We start from the raw sequence: 22,959 nt of genomic DNA on the forward strand, positions 1-22,959 counted from the left end.
GTCGCGGCCAGCGCGGTCGCGAGCACTGCGGCTGTCAGGGCGCGTCGTTGCCGTCGTCGCACATCGTCCTCTCCGCCACGGGCCTCTCCCGGGTCGGCACGATGACGCCTGGTTCGCGCGGCGGGTTGATCGTCCTGGGTGTGATGGCGGTCACATTCTCGGACCGCGCGGGTGGGGTCGGCCATCCCTGCCGGGTTGCATGCGGCGGTGAGCAGGGGACAAGGCTTCGAGGGGGCACCGGTCGCATGCGTGACGCCGAGGAGTTCGACGCCCTCTACGCGGCCTGCGCGGGCCGGATCGTGGGTCATGTCTATCTGCTGACCGGCAACCTCAACGAGGCGGAGGACGCCGTCGCCGAGGCGTTCACGCGGGCCTGGCAGCGCTGGGGGACGGTGCGGGAGGCGGACAGCCCCGAGGCGTGGGTCCGCCGGGTCGCCTCGCGAGCCGCGGTGAGCAGCTGGCGCAAGGCGCTCAACCGGATGCGCGCGCACCACCGGGCCGCCGTCGACCAGAGCGTGCCCGGCCTCAACGAGGACCACGTCGCCCTGCTGCAGGCGCTGCGGCGGCTGAGCGCCGACGAACGCCGCGCCGTCGTGCTGCACCACCTGAACGATCTCAGCGTCGCCGAGGTGGCGGCCGAGATGCAGCGGCCCGTCGGGACCGTCAAGACGTACCTGGCCCGCGGCCGGAGAGCGATGGCCGGGATGTTGACCGAGGCGCACCAGGAGGGGGCCTCCCATGGCTGATCCGCGCGACGACCTCACGGCCATCGCCGACGGGGTCCGCCGAGTCACGACGCTGCCTGCCGCGCAGACCCTGCGCGACCGCGGCGACCGGCGCCGGCGGCGTCGGGTGGCGGTGACCGGCGCGGGCCTGGCCGTACTGGTCGTGGCCGCCGGGGCCACCCTGCTGCCGGCGCGGGACCGGGTCGAGACGCCGGGCCGCGGCATCGGGCCGGCGGGCGCGGTACCGGCGTCGGTCGCCCCGTCCGTGACCGCCTCGGCGGGACCGCAGGAGATCCTCGGCGGCGGGCGGCAGGTCCAGATCCTGGTGCCCGGCTCGGGTGCGGCCGCGCTGGCGGTCGGCCGTGACGACGACCAGGTGCGGGCCACCACCGAGCGGGACGTCGACGACCGGTCGCTGTGGGTCCTCCGCCCCCAGGGGGACGCGTTCCAGATCGTGCTCGCGAGTCCGCGTGGCGGGCGCGAGGTCTGCATGACCGTCGTGCACGACGCCGCGCCGGGCAGCGTCCGTGCCCGCGAGTGCGACCCGGCCGCGCCGGCGCAGCGTTACCGGATCGAGCGGGTCGCTGACGGGAGCTACTCGATCTTCCAGGGGAAGCGCTACGTCCAGGTGGTCGACGGCACCAACGCCCTGGTCCCCGACCTGCCCGAGGCCCTCACGACGACGTACGAGTTCGCGGACCGTGGTCCGGCCACCGTGGCGGGTCCGGGCGGGGGGAGCAGCCCCACCCGTTGACCAGCGGGGCCCGGGCTCGACCCCCTCGCCCGGCGATGCCGGGCGGGGGGCCGTCAATAGTGACAGCCGTCGAAGTATTGACGCGTCCGTAGCACGTCAGTAACCTTTGGTCAACGCCATGCAAGATCTCGACAAAGACGTGCTTGATTCCTTGCACCGGTCTGCAAAGTCGCGAGTGGCCGCCTCTTCGGCGGCCTTTCTCCCTATTGCCACCCCCGCTCCTCGGCCCCCGGCACCGGACCGGCGCGGGTCCGAAACGCCGACCCTGCCGCGCCACCGCACACTCCACCCGCCGCGCGCCCCCACCCCGTGGCCATGCCACCCGCGGCACCGTCCCCCGACGACAAGGACAGCGATGAGACGAACCAATCTGCTCAGGATGATGGCGGCGACACTCGCGGCCACGATGATCGTCACGGCAGGGTCGGCAGCCGTCGCGAACGCCGCCGGCACCCCCGGCCCGGCCGGCGCCACCGCCGCGACGAGCCCCGCCAACGCCCCGGCGGCCACGAACCTCGCCCAGGGGCGCCCGACCCAGGAGAGCGGCCACGCGGACGTCTACGACTCGTCGAAGGTCGTCGACGGCAACGCGGGCAGCTACTGGGAGAGCGTCAACAACTCCTTCCCCGGCTGGGTGCAGGTCGACCTCGGCTCGTCGCAGGCCGTCAACCAGGTCGTGCTCAAGCTGCCGACCGCCGGCTGGCCGACGCGTACGCAGACCCTGAGCGTGCAGGGCAGCGCCAACGGATCGTCGTTCAGCAACCTGGTCGGGCCGCAGACCTACACCTTCAATCCCACGACCGGCAGCACGGTCACCATCACCTTCAACCAGACCTCCACCCGCTACCTGCGGATCACCGTCACGGCCAACAGCGGCTGGCCGGCCGGGCAACTCTCCGAACTCGAGGTCTACGGCAGCGGCGGCGGCACACCGGACACCACCGCGCCGAGCGTGCCGGGCAACCTCTCCTACACCCAGTCGGGCACCACGATCACCCTCAACTGGGTCGCGTCGACCGACAACCCGGGCGGCAGCGGCATCGCCGGTTACGACATCTACCGCAACGGCGCGTTCCTCCAGTCCATCGGGAACGTCACCACCTTCAACGACACCCAGCCGGCCACCGCGACGGTCTCGTACCACGTGCGGGCCCGTGACGTCGCGGGCAACGTCTCCGGCAACAGCAACACGGTGACCCGGACCGGCAGCGGTGACACCATCGCGCCGAGCGTCCCGGGCACGCTGTCGCACAGCACGTCGGGCAGCACGATTACGCTCACCTGGGGCGCCTCCACCGACTCCGGCGGCAGCGGCCTGGCCGGCTACAACGTCTACCGCAATGGCGGCCTCGTCGCGACGCTGGGCACCGTCCTCACGTACCAGGACACCCAGCCCGCGACGGCGACCGTCTCGTACCACGTCCGCGCCCGCGACGGCGCCGGCAATCTCTCCGGCAACAGCAACACCGTCACCCGGACCGGCACGACGCCCCCCGCCTGCACCAACGTGGCGCAGGGCAAGACCATGACGGCGAGCGGCTCCACGTTCACCTACACCCCGGAGAAGGCGAACGACGGGCAGGTCGGCACCTACTGGGAAGGCGCCCCGAGCTACCCGCAGAACCTGACCGTGGCGCTCGGCGCGAACCACTCGATCACGGCCGTCACCGTCAAACTGAACCCCGACCCGGCCTGGGGCACCCGCAACCAGACCATCCAGATCCTCGGCCGCGACCAGGCCTCGTCGACGTACGCCAACCTGGTGTCGGCGGCGAGCTACCAGTTCGTCCAGGGCAACAACGTGGTGAGCATCCCGGTCACCGCGACCACCGCCGACGTCCAGCTGCGGTTCACCGCCAACACCGGCGCCCCGTCGGGCCAGGTGGCCGAGCTGGAGGTGTGCGGCACCCCCGCGCCCAACCCCGACCTGGTGATCGGCTCGACGACCTGGTCGCCCGCGTCGCCCAACGAAGCCACTCCGGTCACCCTTTCGGCCGTGGTCCAGAACATCGGCTCGGCCGCCGCCGGCGCCACCACGGTGAACTTCAGCCTGGCGGGCACGGTCGTCGGCAGCGCCGCGGTGGGCGCGCTGAACGCCGGTGGCTCCACCACCGTCTCGTTCAACGCCGGAACCCGGCCGATGGGCAGCTACAGCGTCACGGCGGTGGTCGACCCGACGAACACGATCGTCGAGCAGAACAACGGCAACAACAGCTTCACCGCGGCCTCGCCGCTGGTGGTCGCGCAGGCCCCGGGTCCCGACCTGCAGGTGCTCGGCATCACCTCCAACCCGCCGAACCCGGCCGTCGGGGCGTCCGTCACCTTCACCGTGGCGGTCCGCAACCGTGGTACCACCGCGACCGGCGTCACCACGGTCACCCGACTGGCGGTGGGCGGCACCACGCTCAACACCAACACCGCGTCGATCGCCGCCGGCACCACGGTCAACGTGGCCATCACCGGGAGTTGGACGGCTACCAGCGGCGGCGCCACCATCACCGCCACCGCCGACGCGACCAACACGGTCGCCGAGACCAACGAGACCAACAACACGTTCACCCAGTCGATCGTGGTCGGGCGTGGGGCGGCGGTCCCGTACGTCTCCTACGAGGCGGAAGCCGCCCGCTACCAGGGCGTGCTGCTGGAGACCGACCCGCTGCGCACCTTCGGGCACACCAACTTCGCCACCGAGTCCTCCGGCCGCAAGTCGGTCCGGCTGAACAGCACCGGCCAGTTCGTCGAGTTCACCTCGACCAACGCCGCGAACTCCATCGTGGTGCGCAACTCCATCCCGGACGCGCCGGGTGGTGGCGGCATCGAGGCGACGATCAGCCTCTACATCAACGACACCTTCTCGCGGAAGCTGACGCTGTCGTCGCGGCACAGTTGGCTCTACGGCAACACCGACGGGCCGGAGGCGCTCACCAACACCCCGCAGGCCGACGCCCGGCGGTTGTTCGACGAGTCGAACGCCCTGCTGGCGCAGTCCTACCCGGCCGGTACCCGGTTCAAGCTCCAGCGCGACACGGGCGACTCGGCCTCGTTCTACATCATCGACACGATCGACCTGGAGCAGGTGGCGCCACCGGCGAGCCAGCCGGCGGGGTGCACCTCCATCACGGCGTACGGTGCGGTCCCGAACGATGGGCTCGACGACACCGCCGCCATCCAGCGGGCGGTGACCGACGACCAGAACGGAGTCATCGGATGCGTCTGGATCCCGGCCGGACAGTGGCGGCAGGAGCAGAAGATCCTCACCGACGACCCGCTGAACCGCGGTCCGCACAACCAGGTGGGCATCAGCAACGTGACGATCCGGGGCGCCGGGATGTGGCACTCCCAGCTCTACACGCTGACCGAGCCGCAGAACGTGGTCGGCGGCATCAACCACCCGCACGAAGGTAACTTCGGCTTCGACATCGACAGGAACACCGAGATCTCCGACATCGCGATCTTCGGCTCGGGCCGGATCCGTGGTGGCGACGGCAACGCCGAGGGCGGGGTGGGCCTCAACGGCCGGTTCGGGCCGGGCACCCGGATCAGCAACGTCTGGATCGAGCACGCCAACGTGGGTGTCTGGGTCGGCCGGGACTACGACAACATCCCCGAGCTCTGGGGCCCGGCCGACGGGCTGCAGTTCAGCGGCATGCGGATCCGCAACACCTACGCCGACGGCATCAACTTCAGCAACGGCACGCGGAACTCGCGGGTGTTCAACTCGTCCTTCCGCAACACCGGCGACGACGCGCTGGCGGTCTGGGCCAACCCGTACGTCAAGGACCGGAACGTGGACATCGCCCACGACAACCACTTCGTCAACAACACCATCCAACTGCCCTGGCGCGCGAACGGCATCGCCATCTACGGCGGCTACGACAACTCGATCGAGAACAACCTGGTCTACGACACCATGAACTACCCCGGCATCATGCTGGCCACCGACCATGACCCGCTGCCCTTCTCCGGGCAGACGCTGATCGCCAACAACGGCCTCTACCGGACCGGTGGCGCCTTCTGGAACGAGGACCAGGAGTTCGGCGCCATCACGATCTTCCCGGCGACCCGGGACATCTTCGGGGTCGCCATCAGGGACACCGAGATCTCCGACTCGACCTACGACGGCATCCAGTTCAAGAACGGCGGCGGCAACGTCCCGAACGTCGCCATCACCAACGTACGCATCGACAAGTCCAACAACGGCGCCGGCATCCTGGCCATGGGCGGCGCCCGGGGCAGCGCGACCCTGAACAACGTGACCATCACCAACTCGGCCGACGGCAACATCGTGATCCAACCGGGGTCGCAGTTCGTGATCAGCGGAAGCTGACGCGGCACGACGGCCGCCCCCACGGAACTGCCCGTTGCGCGGCCGTCCCGACGGACCAGCCATGTGACGTGCTCCCGGCGACCACCGAGGGCGCACGCTCACCTGGCTGGTCCCGTGCCCGCCGCCGACGTCCGGCCGGACCGGGGATGCCGGCCGCGGGCCCGGCCGGACCGGCCGTGTACGCGTGGTGTCGACGGCCGCGTCGGAGGGTGACCGACCGGCCGATCTAGGGCACAATTGCCAACGTTGCTGGGCGACAGTGGACGAGCCGGGAGGTGCCCGATGCGGCGTCGCGGCCGACGACTCGCTCAGCTGGCCGTGCGCGCACTGCTCCTGATCACCGGCACGACGGTGACCTGGGGCATGTACGAGGCGATCAAGGGCGAGGCCGCCCAGGCCGTCGAGAGACCTCGCCCGGGCATTCTCGGCACCCTGCTCGCTGACGCCGGCGCGGTGGTCGGCGGGATCCTCCCGTCTCCGCCGGCCCCGGTCGCGCCGACCACGATCGACCGGGGACCTGACGAGCCCCGACGCCCTGCCGAGACCGGCCGACCTGCCGAGACCCGCGGACCTGACCAGGCCCGGAAGGTCCACGGACCAGAGTCCGGAGTCGCGGGGGCGACCGGCACGCGGAGCCCTCAGCGTGCCACGCCACAGGCGGCGGCGGCACGGCCGCCTGTCGACCTGACAGCCGCGACGGCCCACGTCGGCGGCCGCCCTGCTGACGGTCCCGGTGCTGGTCGAGCCGAACGAGTGGCGGCGCGCGCGATCGCCGCGCCGTCCGGGCCCCCCACGGTGGACCGGGCGGCCGGTCGAGGGTTGGCCGACGTCGTCGAGGCCGTCGCGCCGGTGACGCGTCCGGTCGTGGACGCCGCGGTGCGGGCGATCGCCGGAACGGGCCTGCTCCCACCGGTCGCGGCCGCTGTCCGGCCGGTGGTCGAGCCGATCGTCGGGTCGCTGTCGCCGGTCCTCACCCCGGTGCTCGGGCTGACGCGACCGATCCTCGACAACCCGGCGCCGCCGGTGGTGTCGCCGGGCCAGCCGGTCACCCCGACCGGCGAGCCGGTCCCACCACCCGGGCCCGAGGCCGTGCCGGTCGCCACCACGCCCGGGACCGCCGAGCGGGTCCCACCCCGAGCGGCGATCCGGACGCACCGACCGGCCGTCTCGTCCGCGCCGGACCAGACCGTGGCGGCGACGCAACGGGTCGGCGCCGAGCGGGCAGCTGATGCCGCTGCCCGCGCGAGTCGTGGCTCCGCGGGTGGTGGCACCCTCTCCGGTGGCCTCACGCCGGCCACCCTCGGCAGCGCCGCCGGCTCCGCGTCCGCTGGCACCGCCACGGCGGTGGTCGCCGACGTGTCGCCGCACCTGTGGACGCCACGTCTGTCACCCCAGGGCTGCGCTCCACCTCGGTGCGGGGTGCTCACCGGGCGACCGCTGCAGCCCGACACCAGACCTGCCTGACCTCACGTTTGGCGGCACCCGCTGCCGGTACGGCTCGGCCGACGGCGTGAGCCGCCCCGTCGAGCAGCCGCTCGGCCGGCCTCCCCGCCGACCCGCGGGGACCGGCATCGCCGTGGCGGCGCCAACTCGTCGACCGCCGAGCGGCGTCGTGCGCCGACGCCTGAAACGTGCGGCCACGGCCGACCCAACGACACGTCCGCCTCAGCGGTGGGCTACTGACCTGACCCGCACCGCGTCGCCCGGTGGAACGGACCGCACCGTCGACCGGGCCCCCGCCCATCCATGGGAGTCTCCTATGCCAGGTGTTTCGCACACAGTCCGCGCCCGGTGGTGCGACAGCGGCCATGTCGCCGGCCTCGTCGCCGAGTCCCTGCACGCCTCGCCGGTCGGCGCGTGGCTCGTGCCCGACGGTGACCAGCGACGAGCCGTGCTCTCCGCGGTGACCCGAATCTGGGTCGACCACGCGCTCCTGTTCGGCGAGGTCTTCCTCCTCGCCGACCGCTCCGCCGCCGCCGTCTGGTTCCATCGCTACCGGCCCATTCCGCCGCCGGCCAGCTACCACCACCGGCTCACCGCCGTCTGCGGCGACCACCTCGACCGCTTCCGCCGCCTGGACCGACTTCTCACGGTCCGCCGTCCGACCGAAGCGCACAACCACCTGGCATTCCTCGCGGTCCAACCGGCCGCCTGGCACGCCGCCCGCACCGCTGGCCTGCTCGCCCGCTGCCTCGTACGGATGGATCGCCTCGCGCTTCCGGCCTACGCGGAGGTCGCGACCGCCGCCGAGGCCGCCCTCTATGCCCGGCACGGATACGTCGCCCGCGAGCCCTTCGCCCTCCCCGACGGCACCACGATCCACCCGCTGTGGCGTCGACCGGCGGCGCAGCCGCAGGCCACGCGAACGCGGCCGACCCGTCGGCGGCCGGCCGGGCAGGAGAGGCCAGCGATGGCGCCGTGAGCGACGGCCGGTGGGATCCGGTCGGGTGAGCCGTACCCCCGGTGGGTCGCCCTCCGGGCGCCCGATGCCGGCTTCAGTGGGACAGGGCCTTCTCCAGCTCCGCCTTGGACATCGAGGAGCGGCCCTTGATGCCACGCTTCTTCGCCTCGTTGTACAGCTGCTCCTTGGTGCGCCCCTGCGCGCCGCGGTGCGAGCGCTTGCCGCCGCGATGCCCGGACGAGACGTCGTCGAGGGAGGAGCGGCTCGCGGTGCGGGCCTCGCCCGAGCGGGCTCGCTCCTTGTTGACGGTCCGGGCGGCGATCTCCTCGGCCCGGCCGGTGGAGGCGCCGCGCTTCTTCGCGCTCGCCTTGATGTGCTCGTACTGCCGCTCCCTCTTCGGGCTGGACCCTGCGGGCATCGCTTGCCTCCCGGTGACGTGGGGACACCCGGCGCGTCCAGTGCGCACCGTTCGGGCGCACCGTCGGCCGGCTCGTCGGCGCTGACGCGACAGTGGGCAAGATGCCCTGCGCCCCGGGAGGCGAAACGCGTGGTCGGGGAGCGGCCGTAGGTGGCCGGTCCGGACCCGCCGGCGCGGCCTACCGCTGCCAGGCCTCGATGGCGCGGACGGCCTCGCGGGCGACCCGATCCAGGACGGCGGGGCTACCGCTCGTGCCCTCCCACCCCTGGTCGTCGAGGACGGTCGCCACCCCGTCGACGCGGATCACCGCTATCTGGCTGGTCGCGTCGCCGCCGGTGCGCTCCCCGTCCGGGTGTGCCTGCGGCCAGGTCCGGGTCAGCAGCACCGCCTCGTCGCCGACGCCGGGCAGGGGCCGGCTCTCGACGGTGACGGATTCGCCCGCCCGGACGTAGGACGGGCACGCCTCGACGGAATCGCGAACCCGTCGCACGTAGTCCGCGGCACCCTCGCCGGCGAAGGTGAAGATCGTCTGGTGGATCATGCCCTGCGGCACGTAGGTGGGGTCGTCACCGGGCTGCTTGTAGGTGACCGTCATCGAGGCGCTCGCGGTCACCTGCCGGCCGCCGGTGCCGAACTCGTTGCCGCACAGCTTCGGCAGGGCCTGCTCGGTGGGCGTCGCCCGTCGGGGCATCTTCCGCAGCTCCGGTGGCAGCTCGACGAAGGCGGACGTGGGGATGACCACCTTCGCGTCGCCCGTGGGGGAGGGCCGGTCCGACGGGCTCGACGATGCCGCCGCGGTCGTCGGTGACGTGGCCGACGGGGCCGGATCGGTCCCGTCCTCACCAGCGCCACATCCGCCGGAGAGCGTCAGGGCCGCGAGCAGCGGCAGGGACAGCACGCTCGCCGTCCGGCCGCGGGCGCTCGGGTGTCGGGTGCGGTTGCGCATCGTCATCCCTCGTCTCTGCCGGCGCCGCTCAAGTTCCCTGCCACGAACCGACCGAAACGACCAGGGTCCGCGGCCGTGGCGACGACGCTGTCCCTCCGCGTTGAGCGGTCCCGCGATCGGGGCCACTCCGCCTGACCGACGGTCACCTCCCGGTGACCGCGTCGCCATTCGACCACGACGTCGCGGTCGCCAGGGTTAACCTCGCCGCGTCGGGACGGTGGGAGGGTCGGAGGCGGGGACCCGACGGACCGGGGACCGGCGAGCGCCGACTGAGACCCGAGCCGCCCGCCCCGGCCGTCGGCGCCGATCAGGTCGCGTCGGGGCGCGGGGTGAGGCCGAGCACGGCGCACGACTCGCGATACATGCGGGCCGCCTCGGCGCGGACCTGACGGCGTTCGGTGAGTGGGGCGCGGAACGGTATCCGGACCGGTACCGGGGCGCCGTCCACGGTGGCGACGAAATCCATGCCGGCCGCGTCCATGCCGGACATCGTCGCGGCCGTGGCGTCCGGCCGGCCCCCCAGGCCCTGGCAGATCACCCGGCAGTCGTCCGCGTGGTCCCCGTTCATGTGCCGCATGATCGCGGCGACCACGTCGGGGGTGAACGGCGTCACGACGCGTCCGTCGGCTGCGGCAGGACGGTGCGGCCCAGCTCGTCCACCATCGCGGTGTTCAGCCGGTAGGCGTGCGACACCTCGTCCAGGAAGCGGTCCTGGTCGACGGCGTCCCACGGCGCCTCGTCGAGCAGCTTCCGGTAGCGCTGCTTGAACGATCGGGGATCCACGCCGGGGAAGGTGTAGAAGCTGGTGCCGTCCTCGCCGAGGCCGTACGAGCGGTGCAGTGCCCGGCGCATGATCTGGCCGCCGGAGAGGTCACCCAGATACCTGGTGTAGTGGTGCGCGACGAATCCCAGGGGCCAGGTGAAGGCCACCTCCCGGAGGCGCTGCCGGTATTCCGAGGTCGCTTCGCCCGGTCCGGTCCTGGTCTGCCAGTCCGGTCCGATCAGGTGCCTCAGGTCGGCCGCGAGCGCCGGCAGCCGGTGCAGCTCGTCGAAGACGAACCGGCCGGCGACGGGGTCGTCCCGCATCGCCTCGGCGGCCTGCTCGAGCGTCTCGTACACGAAGTAGAGCTGCCCGGCGAGCGCCGCGTAGCCGGCGCGGTCGAGGCGCCCGGCCAGCAGTGCGTCGAAGTAACCCGTGCCCTGCGCCGTCGCGTGGTCGGCCCGGGTGAACTCTCGCAGCCTCGTCGCGAATCCCACGGCACACCTCCGTTCTTAGGTAACCCTAAGCTGATGGTGGCGCGGGGGGAACCGGCGGAACGGATGATCCACGTGAGCCGGCCGCCGGGCCACGGGCTGGCTCGCCCGTGGCCCGGCGGACAGCGCGTCCTAGAGGCCGGCGTCGCCGGCCGCCGCGGCCTCCTGCACCGCCGAGGTACGGCGGGCCTGTGCCCGCTGCTCTCCGGCGTCCTCCCGGTCCGGGGCCGCCGCGATCCGGGCCGACCGGGCGTTCGCGCCGGCCTGCTCACCGGTCACGCCACCGCGGATCCGGTTGTTCGCCGCGACCTGGGCGACCGGGTTGTTGGACGTCACGGTCAACCGGCCGTCGATGATGTTGTCGTCGACGGTGACACCGCCGGTGGTGTTGGTGATGCTGACGTCCCGACCCCAGTAGCCGCCCGACGCGCAGCCGTCGAGGACGCCGTTCGGGCCCACCTGCACACCGCCCAGGTTGCCGGAGAAGGTTGCCTGACCGCGGACCGCGCTGCCGCACACCACGCTGCCGGTGGTGCTGTTGAGCACCGACAGCGTGCCGTCGACGAACGAGTCGTGCACGTCGGTGTAGTAGGTGCCGGTGCTGCTGACGTTGCGCTCCACCTGCGTGCCGCGGTCCAGCCGGACCTCGCCGGCCTGGACGTTGACGTGCCCGGCGATCGTCGACCCCTCCACGAACAGGAAGCTGTCGACGGTCGCGGAGCCCTTCGGCCGCACCGTCACCGTGCCGGCCGTGGCGTCCTTGAGGAAGGCGCCGTACCCACCGGCGGCCAGGACCACCTGGCCGCCGATGGTCGTGTCGGTGGCGTCCAGGTAGCCGTCCGCGGCGACACGTACCTCGCCGCTGACCCGTCCACCGGAGACGACCAGGTTGCCGCCGGCGGCGACGCTGACGTTTCCGGTGATCGTGGTGCCGGTGAGCGCGCAGGACTCGCCGGCCGGGACGTACAGATCGTTGGGCACCGTCACGGCACCGCCGGTGCCGATGCAGTAGGTGACCAGGTCGGCGTGTGCGCTGGGCGCCACGGCCAGCACCGAGACGGCGACGACGGCGCTCACGGTGGCCAGCTTGGCGACGGTACGTCTGGGCATCGCTGTACTCCCTGTCGATGAGGTTCGATGACTCATGCGCCGACGTCCGATCGGGCCGCGGCCCGGACGATGGCGCCCTGCTGGCGCTTGGTCAGCGTGCCGCCGCTCACGAGCGCGGCGGTGACCGTCTCGACGTGCCGGACGAAGGCGGCGTGCCCCGGGTAGTCGGCGTGTTCGTCGATCAGGTCGTTGATGGTGCAGCCGTTGCCGGTGTCGGCGTTGGCCACCCCGGTGTCGTCACCGTCGATGATCACCGTGTCCCGGCTGTCCGAGCCGGGGCAGGCGTCGGAGCCGTCGACGACCACGGTGAACGTCGTCGTCTGTTCGGCGGAGGTGTTCCCGGCGGTGTCGGTGGCCCGGTACCGCAGGGTGTGCGCGCCGGCGGCCTGGACGCCGACCGGACCGGTGTACGCGGTCCAGGCGCCGGTGTCGAGGGCGTACTCGATGGACGTGACGCCCGATTCCGCGTCGGTGGCCGTGACGGTCACAGTGGCGCGGCCGATGTACGCCCCGTTCTCGTCCTGGTCGCCCGTGATCGTGGCGGTGGCCACGGGCGGGGTGGTGTCCTCGGCCGGCGGGGGGACGACGGTGAACGTCGTCGACTGTTCGGCGGAGGTGTTCCCGGCGGTGTCGGTGGCCCGGTACCGCAGGGTGTGCGCGCCGGCGGCCTGGACGCCGACCGGACCGGTGTACGCGGTCCAGGCGCCGGTGTCGAGGGCGTACTCGATGGACGTGACGCCCGATTCGGCGTCGGTGGCCGTGACGGTCACGGTGGCGCGGCCGATGTACGCCCCGTTCTCGTCCTGGTCGCCCGCGACCGTGGCGGTGGCCACGGGCGGAGTGGTGTCCTCGGGTGTTGCGGCGACGACGGTGAAGTGGGCCATCTGCTCCGCCGAGGTGTTCCCGGCGACGTCGGTGGCCCGGTAGTGCAGCATGTGCATCCCGACGTCGTCGACCACGACCGGTGCGGTGTACGTGGTGAAGGCCGCCCCGTCCAGCGAGTACTCGATCGTCGCGACCCCGGACTGGGCGTCGTTGGCGGTCAGCGTGGCGGTGGCCGTACCGATGTAGTTGCCGTCGCCGTCCCGGTCGCCTGCGATGTCGGCCGTGACCGTCGGCGCGGTGGTGTCCTCCTCGCCCGGCTCGACGATCCGGAACGACACCGAGCCGACCGCGCTGGTGTTGCCGGCCTGGTCGGTGGCGCGGAACTGCACCGAGTGGTCACCGATCGCGGTGACCTGCACCGGGGCGGTGTACGGCTGGAAGCTGGTGTCGTCGATCTGGTACTCGACGGTGTCCACGCCCGACCCGGCGTCGGTGGCGGTGACGGTCACCGTGGCCGCGCCGACGTAGTTGCCGTCCTGGTCCTGGTCGCCCGCCACGCTGGCGGAGACCTCGGGTGGCGTGGTGTCGCCACCTCCGCCGTCGGTGACCACCAGTTCGCCGACCATCTGGCCGTGACCGGGAATCGAGCAGAAGTAGCGGTAACGGCCTGGTGTCAGGGTCACGGTCGCCTGGTGCCGCCCGTCGTTCGCGTCGAACGGGCTGGCCAGGATGTTCAGCGTGACGTCGTGGTTGTAGCCCTCCGTGCTGGTGTCGAAGGTCAGCGTGTGCGGCATCCCGGTGGTGTTGCCGGTCGCCGCGCTGTTCTCCCAGATGATCGTGGTCTCGCCGGCCACCGCCTGGGTGGGCGCGGACTTGTAGCGGGTGATGTCGTCGTCGGCGGTCCAGGTCAGCACCTGCGCCGCCGCCCGCGGGGCGGCGGACGCGGGTGCCGTGGCCGACGGGAGCACCGCGAGCAGGAGCACCGCCAGCGCGGCCGTCAGTCTTCGGGTCATGGTCGCTCCTAGAGATCCCGCACGCGGATGTTGCGGAACTCGATCAGGTCGTTGTCACCGTGGTTCTGCAGCCCGACGAAGCCGCGGAGGAACTGCCGCAGATCGGTCGGCGGGTCACCGGCGCGGGAGGACTGCTTGCCCGGCGTGTTGTCGAACTCGTTGATCACCACTCCGTTGCGGATGATCGTGTAGTGCTGGCCGACCGCCCGGATCTCGTAGTCGTTCCACTGGTCCTTCGGGGTGACGCCGGCCTGGGCGAGCGGCACCGGGTCGAAGTTGTAGACCGAACCGGTCTTCTGCGGCTCGCCGGTCTCACCGTCGTAGATCTGGATCTCGTGCCCGCAGTAGATGGCCACCCACGCGGGTGAGGTCCGGGCCGATCCGACGGTGCCGCAGCTGCCGGGCGGGCGCTGGTCCAGCGGGATCCGCGGGTCCGGGAACCGGATGAAGACGCCGCTGTTGGCCCGGCCGGTGTCCGGCGCGATGTCGCGGAACTGCAGCTTCAGCGAGAAGTCGCCGAGTTCCTTGGTGTGCCAGAGCATGCCCAGGCCGCCGCTGGAGCGCAGTGACCCGTCAGGCTGGATGCCGAACTGCCCGGACGGGGCCTGCTGCCAGCCGCGCAGCGACTCGGCGGTGCCGTCGAAGAGCGGCTCGTACCCGGTGTGCCCGCCTCGGCCGATGTCGGACGCGGCGGCCAGCCGGGTCAACGTGCCCGCTTCGCGGCCGGTGAGCAGGCCGTCGCCCTGCAGCGCGCGGGCGACCGCGGTGACGTGTCGCACGAAGCTGTCGTGGTCGGGCCAGGTGCTCTCGTCGTCGATCAGGTCGTTGGCGGTGCAGCCCTGCCCGACCGTACGGCTGGGCACCCCGGTGTCGGTGTCGCCGAGCCACACCGTGTCCCGGCCGTCCGGCGCCGCGCAGCCCACCGTGACGGTGGTCTGCACCGTCGCCGTCTGTCCGTCGGCGTAGGTGACGGTCAGCTTCGCGGTGTAGGTGCCGACCCGGGCGTACGTGTGGCGCGGGTTCGCCTCGGTCGACGTGGCGCCGTCGCCGAACTCCCACCGGTGGCTGACGCCGCCGGAGCGGGAGCCGGTGAACGCGATGGTCAGCGGCTTGTTCTGGACGGCCACCGACGTCGCGGCCGGCGCCGGGGTGGGCGCGCCACCGGTGTAGGTGATCCGGATCAACTTCTGGTTGGGGTGCAGGCTGAAGAAGCCGCCGCCGTAGTCCAGCAGGTAGAGCGCGCCGTCCGGGCCGAACTTGGCGTCCATCCAGCTCTGCAGCCGGGTGTCCCCGCTGCCGCTCGGGATGATCGCCCGCAGCGACTCGGCGTACACCGGCGGGGCCGCCTGCGGCACGCCGGCCGGGTCGACGGTCACCGCGACGCGGTTGTTGGCGTTCGACTGGTCGCCGATGAACCACTTGTCGTCCCAGTACGCCGGCCAGGCCACGGTGCTGTTCGGGTCGACCCGGTCCCGGTGGTAGGTCGGACCGGACATGATGGCCTGGCCGCCGCCGCGCAGGTAGGGCTGGGTGTAGGTGGCGTCGGCGGCGACGTAGGTCGGGAGTCCGCTGCCGTCGGCGCGCTTCGGGAAGATCGGGCCGCCGCCGTCGGGGGAGTACCAGATCATGTTGTCCCGGGCCGGTGGGATGTTCACCAGGCCGGTGTTGCGCGGCGACTCGTTCTTCAGGTTGTCGCAGTCGTACCAGCCGGTCAGCACCGTCGCGTCGGTGTTGCTGCGGTCACGGTAGGGCTGCCGGTTGCCCATGCAGTACGGCCAGCCGTGGTTGCCGGCCGAGGTGATGATGGTCGCCGTCTCGTACTTGGCCGGGCCGAGGGTCGGGCTGGGCGACGAGGCGTCCGGGCCCACCCATCCGGCGGTCAGCCACTGGCGCTCCGGGTCGATCTGCAGGCGGGCGATGTTGCGGACGCCCATCACGTAGATCTCCGGCCGGGTCTTCTCGGTGCCCGGCGGGAACAGGTTGCCCTCCGGGATGGTGTACGTGCCGTCCGGCTCGGGGTGGATCCGGATGATCTTGCCGGCCAGGTCGTTGGTGTTGCCCGAGGTCCGGCGCGCGTCCTGGAACGAGATCCCCTGGTACTCCTGGGTCCAGTTGTTGCCGGAGTAGCCCTGCGACCCCTCGGACGAGTTGTTGTCTCCGGAACCCACGTACAGGTTGCCCTTGTCGTCGAAGGCCATCCCGCCGCCGGCGTGGCAGCAGCTGTGGATCTGCACCGGGAACTGCAGCAGGTCCTTGCGGGTGGCCTGGTCGATGGTCTGCGCCTCGCGGTCGTAGGTGAACCGGGAGATGGTGCGCTGCCCGACCCGCTGCACCCGGTCGATCGACTCGTGCGGCATCCAGTAGACGTAGAGCCAGCCGTTATTCGCGAACGCGGGGTCCGGCACGATGCCGAGCAGGCCCTCCTCGTTCTTCACCAGTTCGGAGCCGCTGCCCCGGTTGCCCATCACCTCGAGCGTGGTGAGCAGCTTGACCTGCTTGGTCTGCGGGTCCCAGGAGTGGACGGTGCCGCAGCCCAGGCCGACGTTCGGGTTGTTCCAGTCGGCGATCGGGCCGGTCGGGCAGGCCGCCTTGCCGACGTAGAAGACCGTGCCGTCCGGCGCGATGGTGAGACCGTGCGGCTCGCCGATCTGGTCCAGCTGCCCGGTCTGGTTGGCCGCGGTCAGCCGCTCCACCTTGTAGTTCGCCGCGATCGTGGCCTGGCAGTCGCCGCGCAGCCGCCCGGTGGTCCAGTTGAGGGCGCCGGCCAGGTGCGTACGGAACGCGTCCTCGCCGTAGCTGCCCTCGGTGTGGCCCATGCCGGTGTAGAACGACCGGCCGCCGTCGTAGTCCCGGCACCAGGACACCGGGTGGAACGGGCCGTTGGCGCCCGGTCCCGGGTTGTAGTGCCGCTCCTCGACCTGGGCGAGCGTGTGCACGGTGCCGATCGGGCTCGGGTCCCAGTTGTCCCAGCGGTCCGAGCGGGTGAGCGTCATCGGCAGCGACGCCGTGGCCGGGTGGTTGCGGTCCAGGATGTTGACCACCGTCTGGTTCACCGGGGGCAGTTCGGGGGCGGTGGTGCTGCCGGTGAACAGCCGCAGGTCGGCGAGTTGGGTCAGCGGCTCGCCGCTGTTCGCGGTGACGTTCAGCCGGAAGTGCCGGAACTCCTGCGGGGTGGCGATGTCGAACCGGCGGGTCTGGAACCGCTCCGCGAAGCTCTGGCCGGTCCGCCGGTCCACGTCGGACCAGGTCTGCCCGTCGGCCGAGCCCTGCAGCGTCCAGTCCTTCGGGTCCCGGCCGGGGGAGTCGTTGGCCGAGGTGAGGGCGTATCCGGTGATGCGCTTCGGCGCGCTCAGCTCGTACGCCACCCACGCCGTCGGGGAGCGCGCGAGCCACTTGGTGTTGGCGTCGCCGTCGGTCAGCTTCTCCTTGGTCTCGTTCGGCGGGTTCTCGCCCGAGGCGGTCACCCGGGCCACGGGCTCGGCGACCGGGATGGCGCCGGCCGGTCGGGTGCCGATCAGCCCGGTGAACCAGGTGGAGTCGACCTGCGCGCGGGCGGCGTCGGCGATGCCGACGAACCCGCCGCCGGACTTCATGTAGGTCTGCAACGCCGTTTCCTGCTCACGGTTGAGCGTGGCGCCGGTCGCGGAGAGGAACACCACGCTGCGGTACGCCGCGAGCCCGGCCGTGGTGAACACGGCCGGGTCGGTGGACTCCGTGACGTCGATGTCGTGGTCCGCGGCGAGATCCTTGATCTCCGCCGTCGCGCGGGCCACCGGGTCGTCCTGCTCGGCCGCGGGGCCGTGGAAGACGAGGACCTTGATCGGGTCCGGTGGTGCCGCCTTCGGCGCGGCCGCCGGCGCGGCGGCCATCGCCGCCGAGGCCGGCAGGAGTGTGGCGATCGCCGCGATCGTGGCGAGGGTTCGTCGTACGTTTCTGGTCATCCCCGTGCACCCTCCTTCAGTCAGCTGCCGTGCTGGTGGGTGTGGCCTTGGAACCGGTGGATCGCCTCCTCCGCGCCGGGCGGCATGCTGCCGTCGGCGTTGCGCACCAGGAAGAGCCCGACCATGCCGCCGTCGGAGTGGGACTGCACGTGGCAGTGGTACATCCACGCCCCGGGCCCGACGCCCTCGCCGGCCAGCACCTGGAAGCCGAACGAGCTGCCCGGGTTGAGGTCCTTGTTGTCGATCACGTGGCTCGGGTCGCTCGGGCCCTCGAGCATCCCGGTGCGGTTGTCCGCCCACCGGTGCGCGTGCAGGTGGAAGGTGTGGAAGAGGCTGCCGTGCCCGATCGCGATCCACTCCACCCGCTGGCCCAGGTTCGCCTCGAACATCGGGGTGTCCGGGGCCATCCTGTTGTTGATCAGCATGTCGTTGAACACGACGGTGAACTGCTTCTCCGGCAGGATGTCGCCGCGGCGCCGGACGATCAGCGCGCCGTACAGCCCCTTGGCCACCCCGGCGCTGCCGTGGTCGGTGCCCATCGAGTGGTCGTGGTAGTGCCAGTAGCCGGCGCTGCCTGGCATGAAGCGCCGACCCGCCGCGGCGAACATCTCCCGGGAGCGCCACACGTACGTCCGGGTCTCGCCGGGGTTGTTGAACGAGGCGTTGAGCGGGCTGCCGTCCGAGTCGGTGCTGTAGTCCACCCCGTGCGGGTGGATGGACAGTCGCTGGTTGGTGGTGTTGACCAGGGTGATCTCGAGCGTGTCGCCCTCGTACATCTCCAGCACCGGACCCGGCACGGTGGCCTGGCCGGGTGCCAGGCCGTACCCGAACAGCCCGCCGGGCAGCTGCTCGGCGTAGAGGGTGATGCGCTTCGTGGCGCCGGTGCCGGCCCGCGCCGGACTCCCGGCGAACGGGTTGCCGACCGTGGGCGCGGCCACGCCCAGCGCTCCGGCGGCCAGCACGCTGGTGGTCATCAGGGATCTGCGGGACAGGTGGCGGGGGGAGCCGACAGCATGGTCGTCCATGGAACTCCGTTCACGCCCGAGCAGGTCGCGACAGGGCAGGGTGCGGCGACCGTCGACAGCAGGAGTCGGCCCCCACGCGTCCGTGACCTCGTCGCGGACTTCTCTCGGATGAGTCAGAACTTTTGTCGAACGACGAAAATCTATGTATGGCATTGACGAAAGTAAAGATCTGCTTACGAAAAGACCGGCTCTTGCCAGGGACGCGGTGGCGTGATCAGCAGGTTGCGGTCGCGCCCTGGCGGAGGCAAAGGGCGGCGCCCGCGTGCGAGACGGACGAGAGGCGTCGCGCGCGGCGCCCGCGGTTCGCCGACGTCGCGGCGCGACGTCGGCGTCAGCCTGCCGTCGGTCTGGCGGAATTGTGGCAAGCGTCGGTCAGCGAAGCAGCCGGCCGCGTTCGGCCGGACCCCGAAGGCTCTCCGGTGTTTAGGTTAGGCTAACCTGCCCCTGATCCACGGGGAGGGGCGCACACGGTCGTGGCGGACGACGAGATCACCACCGGCAGCGTGCTGCGCCGCGCCCTGCGCCGCCAGCGTGGCCGGGTGCTGGCCGGCATCGTGCTGCTCTGCCTCCACCAGGCCACCGAGGCGCTCGTCCCGGTCGCCATCGGCGTCGTCATCGACCGTGCCGTCGCCACCGGGGACGTCCGTACGCTGCTGCTCTCCCTCGCCGGTCTCGCCATCCTCTTCACCGTCCTCGCCTTCGCCTACCGGACCGGCGCACGTCACGCGTACGCCGCCGTCGAACGGGAGGCGCACCTCTCGCGGGTCGAGATCGCCGGGCGGGCTCTCGACCCGCGCGGACACCGGTCGGGCCTGCGCGACGGTGAGCTGCTCGCCGTCACCGCCTCCGACGCGGAGCTGTCCGCGCTGGTCGTACGGGTCGCCGGGCTCACCGCGGCGGCGTTCACCGCCCTGCTCGTCGCCGCCGTCGCGCTACTCATCGTCGACATCCCGCTCGGGCTCGGCGTGCTCGTCGGCGTACCCCTGGTGGTCCTCGCCCTGCACCGCATGGCGCCGCTGCTCACCCGACGCGGCGCCGCACAGCAGGAAGCGCTCGCCGTCACCACCGCGCTCGCCGTCGACCTCGTCGCCGGCCTCCGCGTGCTGCGCGGCATCGGCGCCCAGGACCACGCGGCACGCCGCTACGCGGGCGCCAGCCGGCACGCCCTCGACGTGACGCTGCGCGCCGCCACCACCAAGGGGCTGCACCTCGGGCTCACCACCACCGTCAACGGTCTCTTCCTCGCGGCGGTCGCCGGCGTCGCCGGCTGGCTCGCACTACAGGGCCGGCTCACCATCGGCGAACTCGTCGCCGTCGTCGGGCTCGCCCAGTTCGTCGCCGAGCCGGTGCAGACGCTCGGATACTGCGTACAGCTGTTCGCCATGGCCCGGGCCTCCGCGGGACGGGTCGCGCGGGTCCTCGGCGCCCCGCCGCTCATCCGGCCGGGCACCGCCGGCCCGCCGGCCCCGAGCCCGTCCCGGCTCGCCCTCGACGCGGTCACCTACGCCGGGCTCGACGGAGTCTGCCTGCAGGTCCGGGCCGGTGAGGTCCTGGGCGTGCTCGCCTACGATCCCGCCGAGGCCGAGGCGCTGGTCGCGCTGCTGTCCGCCCGCGTGTCCCGGGACGACTACCAGGGGACGCTGTACGTCGACGGCGTGCCCGCCGACGAGCTGCACATCGACGCCATCCGCAGCACGCTGTTGGTCGAGCCGCACGACGTGGCGTTGTTCGAAGGGACGCTGCGCGCCAATCTCGCCGCCGGGGCGGAGGTCGAGGGAACCGAGGTCGAGGAGAAGGTCCTCCGCGACGCGGTGCGGGCCGCCGCGGCCGAGGACGTGCTCGCCGCGCACCCGGACGGCATCGACCGCGTGCTCACCGAGCGGGCAGCCAACCTGTCCGGCGGGCAGCGGCAGCGAGTCGGGCTCGCCCGGGCCCTTCTCGCCGACCCGCCGGTGCTGGTGCTGCACGACCCCACCACGGCCGTCGACGCGGTGACCGAGGCGCTGCTCGCCGACGGGGTGGCCGCCGCCCGCGCGAGCGCCGCCCGCGGCACGGTGGTCATCACCCACAGCCCCGCCCTGCTGCGGGTCACCCATCGGGTCGTCGTGATCGACCGCGGCCGCGTCGTCGCCGAGGGCTCCCACGAGCACCTCCTCGCCAGCGACGCCCGCTACCGGGAGGAGGTACTGCGGTGACCGACGAACCCGGCCCGAACGTCGTCCAATCCCGGCAGTTGCTGCCCACGGCCACCGCCCGACAGACCTGGGCCGCGCTGCGGGCCGAGTTCGCCCGGCTGCCCGGGCTCAGTGTCGCCGCGGGCGCGTTGCTGGTCGCCGCCGCCGCGAGCGGACTCGTCGCCCCCTGGGTGCTCGGCCGGCTCGTCGACGACGTCATCGCCGGCTCCACCACGTCACGGATCGTGTCCTGGGCGAGCGTGATCGCGGGCGCCGCGGTGCTCGGCGGCGTCCTCACCGCGGCCGGGGCCGCGGTCGCCGCGCGGCTCGGCGAGACCGTGCTGGCGCGACTGCGGGAGCGGGTCCTCGACCGTGCCCTGCACCTCCCGTCCGCCACGCTGGAACGCGCCGGGACCGGCGACCTGGTGGCCCGGGCCGGCGACGACGTGGCGGTGGTGACGAACGTGATCGCCAGCAGCGGTCCCGCCTTCCTCGGCGCGCTGCTGTCCATCGTGCTGACCGCGGCCGGGCTCTTCGCCCTCGACTGGCGGCTCGGTCTCGCCGGGCTCGCCGCGGCGCCGGCGTACGCGTTGGCTCTGCGCTGGTACCTGGCGCGCTCGGTCCCGTACTACGCGCGGGAGCGGGTGGCGGTCGGAGAACGGGCCCAGGCGATGGCCGGGGCGCTGCGCGGCGCGGCGACCGTGCGCGCCTACCGGCTGGAGGACGCCCACGTGGCCCGGATCGCCGAGCGCTCGGCCGTGGCCCGGGACCTGTCGTTGGAGATCTTCAACCTCTTCACCCGGTTCGGGCTGCGCATCAACCGGGCGGAGTTCGTCGGGCTCGCCGCGGTGCTGCTCGCCGGGTTCCTGCTGGTCCGCGACGACCTCGCCACCGTGGGAGCGGCCACCACCGCCGCGCTGTTCTTCCACCGGCTCTTCAACCCCATCGGCCTGCTGCTGTTCGAGTCGGACTCCGTGCTGCAGGCCGGGGCGAGCCTCGCCCGGCTCGTCGGCGTCACGTCCCTGCCCACCGCCGCGCCCGCGGGCGACGGCGAGCAGCCTCGTCAAGGCCGGCCAACGGCCGGGCGGGTCGAGCCGGGGGCGCTGGAGGTGGTCGTCACCCGCCACCGCTACGACGACGGACCCGTCGTGCTGCGGGACCTCGCACTCCGTCTCGCCCCCGGGGAACGCGTCGCGCTCGTCGGCGCGAGCGGGGCCGGCAAGAGCACGGTCGCCGGCATCAGCGCCGGCATCATCACCCCCACCGACGGATCGGTGTCGCTGCGCGGTGTGCCGCTGGCCGACCTCGGCGAACATCGCGTCCGTCGCGAGATCGCGCTGATCAGCCAGGAGGTGCACGTCTTCGCCGGGTCACTCGGCGACGACCTGCGCCTGGCCGACCCGGACGCCACCGACGCTCAGCTCACCGCCGCCCTCGACCTGGTCGGCGCCACGGCCTGGCTCCGCACCCTGCCCGACGGCCTCGCCACGGACGTGGGGGAGGGCGGCAAGCAGCTCACCGCCGCCCAGGCCCAGCACCTCGCCCTGGCGCGCCTCGTCCTCGCCGACCCCGTCGTCGCCGTCCTCGACGAGGCCACCGCCGAGGCCGGCAGCGCCGGTGCCCGCGACCTCGACCGTGCCGCCCTGGCCGCCACCGAGGGGCGCACCACGCTGATCGTCGCCCACCGGCTCAGCCAGGCGGCCACGGCGGACCGCATCGTGGTCCTGGAGCACGGCCGCGTCGTGGAGCAGGGCACGCACGGCGAACTGCTGGCGGCCGGAGGCCGCTACAGCGACCTGTGGCGTTCGTGGCGCACGCCGGATCCGGTGGTCCCGAGGGGACGAGACGGCGAGGAGGGTCTCGGCGACTCCCCAGTGGAGATGTCCGGCCTCCGCGCTTCCGGACCCGGACCCGCCACCACCTGACGGGACGCCCGAACGGCGGGGTGCGGTGAGGCTGATCATGCCATCTAGCCAACGGGCGCAACTTTGTTTAGCCTAACCTAACTCTCGGCCGTGACACCGGCCCCGACATCGAGAAACGGAA

15 protein-coding genes are annotated in these 22,959 nt (G+C 72.4%); 7 read left to right on the plus strand and 8 right to left on the minus strand.

Annotated features, from left to right (window positions below; translation table 11 throughout):
* Nucleotides 1–245 precede the first annotated feature (245 nt).
* From O7603_RS00255 to O7603_RS00275, 5 genes are all read left to right on the plus strand, one after another.
* Nucleotides 246–746 (plus strand): SigE family RNA polymerase sigma factor, encoded by a 501-nt coding sequence (locus tag O7603_RS00255; protein ID WP_281573623.1) that lies wholly within the window; start codon nt 246–248, stop codon nt 744–746.
* Nucleotides 739–1,479 (plus strand): hypothetical protein, encoded by a 741-nt coding sequence (locus O7603_RS00260; RefSeq protein WP_281573624.1) that lies wholly within the window; start codon nt 739–741, stop codon nt 1,477–1,479. Before O7603_RS00255 ends, O7603_RS00260 begins: the two co-directional genes overlap by 8 nt.
* Before the next feature lie 355 nt (nt 1,480–1,834).
* On the plus strand, nt 1,835–5,806 hold the full coding sequence (locus O7603_RS00265) for a CARDB domain-containing protein (RefSeq protein ID WP_281573625.1): 3,972 nt from the start codon (nt 1,835–1,837) through the stop codon (nt 5,804–5,806).
* Nucleotides 5,807–6,559: 753 nt separating this feature from the next.
* Entirely contained in the window at nt 6,560–7,270 is a 711-nt protein-coding gene (locus O7603_RS00270; protein ID WP_281573626.1) for a hypothetical protein, read from the plus strand.
* Nucleotides 7,271–7,565: 295 nt separating this feature from the next.
* Nucleotides 7,566–8,228: a hypothetical protein gene (locus O7603_RS00275; RefSeq protein WP_281573627.1), complete on the plus strand. Its 663-nt coding sequence runs from the start codon at nt 7,566–7,568 to the stop codon at nt 8,226–8,228.
* A 73-nt stretch (nt 8,229–8,301) separates the two neighbouring features.
* Here O7603_RS00275 and O7603_RS00280 read toward each other — a convergent pair whose 3' ends face one another.
* From O7603_RS00280 to O7603_RS00315, 8 genes are all read right to left on the minus strand, one after another.
* Nucleotides 8,302–8,625 (minus strand): plasmid stabilization protein, encoded by a 324-nt coding sequence (locus O7603_RS00280; protein WP_281573628.1) that lies wholly within the window; start codon nt 8,623–8,625, stop codon nt 8,302–8,304.
* Between the two features lie 178 nt (nt 8,626–8,803).
* Nucleotides 8,804–9,577, minus strand: a complete 774-nt coding sequence (locus O7603_RS00285; RefSeq protein WP_281573629.1) for a hypothetical protein — start codon at nt 9,575–9,577, stop codon at nt 8,804–8,806.
* Between the two features lie 301 nt (nt 9,578–9,878).
* Entirely contained in the window at nt 9,879–10,184 is a 306-nt protein-coding gene (locus O7603_RS00290) for a DUF2470 domain-containing protein (RefSeq protein ID WP_281573630.1), read from the minus strand.
* On the minus strand, nt 10,181–10,828 hold the full coding sequence (locus O7603_RS00295) for a biliverdin-producing heme oxygenase (protein ID WP_281573631.1): 648 nt from the start codon (nt 10,826–10,828) through the stop codon (nt 10,181–10,183). The genes O7603_RS00290 and O7603_RS00295 overlap by 4 nt, the downstream gene beginning before the upstream one ends.
* A gap of 129 nt (nt 10,829–10,957) precedes the next feature.
* Entirely contained in the window at nt 10,958–11,935 is a 978-nt protein-coding gene (locus tag O7603_RS00300) for a hypothetical protein (protein ID WP_281573632.1), read from the minus strand.
* 32 nt (nt 11,936–11,967) lie between these two features.
* Nucleotides 11,968–13,773, minus strand: a complete 1,806-nt coding sequence (locus tag O7603_RS00305; RefSeq protein ID WP_281573633.1) for a plastocyanin/azurin family copper-binding protein — start codon at nt 13,771–13,773, stop codon at nt 11,968–11,970.
* A gap of 8 nt (nt 13,774–13,781) precedes the next feature.
* Complete coding sequence (locus tag O7603_RS00310) at nt 13,782–17,714, minus strand: ThuA domain-containing protein (protein WP_281573634.1); 3,933 nt, start codon at nt 17,712–17,714, stop codon at nt 13,782–13,784.
* A gap of 20 nt (nt 17,715–17,734) precedes the next feature.
* A complete protein-coding gene (locus O7603_RS00315) occupies nt 17,735–18,739 on the minus strand; it encodes a multicopper oxidase domain-containing protein (protein ID WP_281573635.1) in 1,005 nt (334 codons plus the stop codon).
* 473 nt (nt 18,740–19,212) lie between these two features.
* Here O7603_RS00315 and O7603_RS00320 point away from each other — a divergent pair, with 473 nt between their 5' ends.
* Complete coding sequence (locus O7603_RS00320) at nt 19,213–20,934, plus strand: ABC transporter ATP-binding protein (protein WP_281573636.1); 1,722 nt, start codon at nt 19,213–19,215, stop codon at nt 20,932–20,934.
* The gene (locus tag O7603_RS00325) at nt 20,931–22,838 is read left to right on the plus strand and encodes an ABC transporter ATP-binding protein (protein WP_281573637.1); all 1,908 of its coding nucleotides are present in this window, start codon (nt 20,931–20,933) and stop codon (nt 22,836–22,838) included. The genes O7603_RS00320 and O7603_RS00325 overlap by 4 nt, the downstream gene beginning before the upstream one ends.
* Nucleotides 22,839–22,959 lie beyond the last annotated feature (121 nt).

This window comes from Micromonospora sp. WMMD812 (genome assembly GCF_027497215.1).
Taxonomy (GTDB): domain Bacteria; phylum Actinomycetota; class Actinomycetes; order Mycobacteriales; family Micromonosporaceae; genus Micromonospora.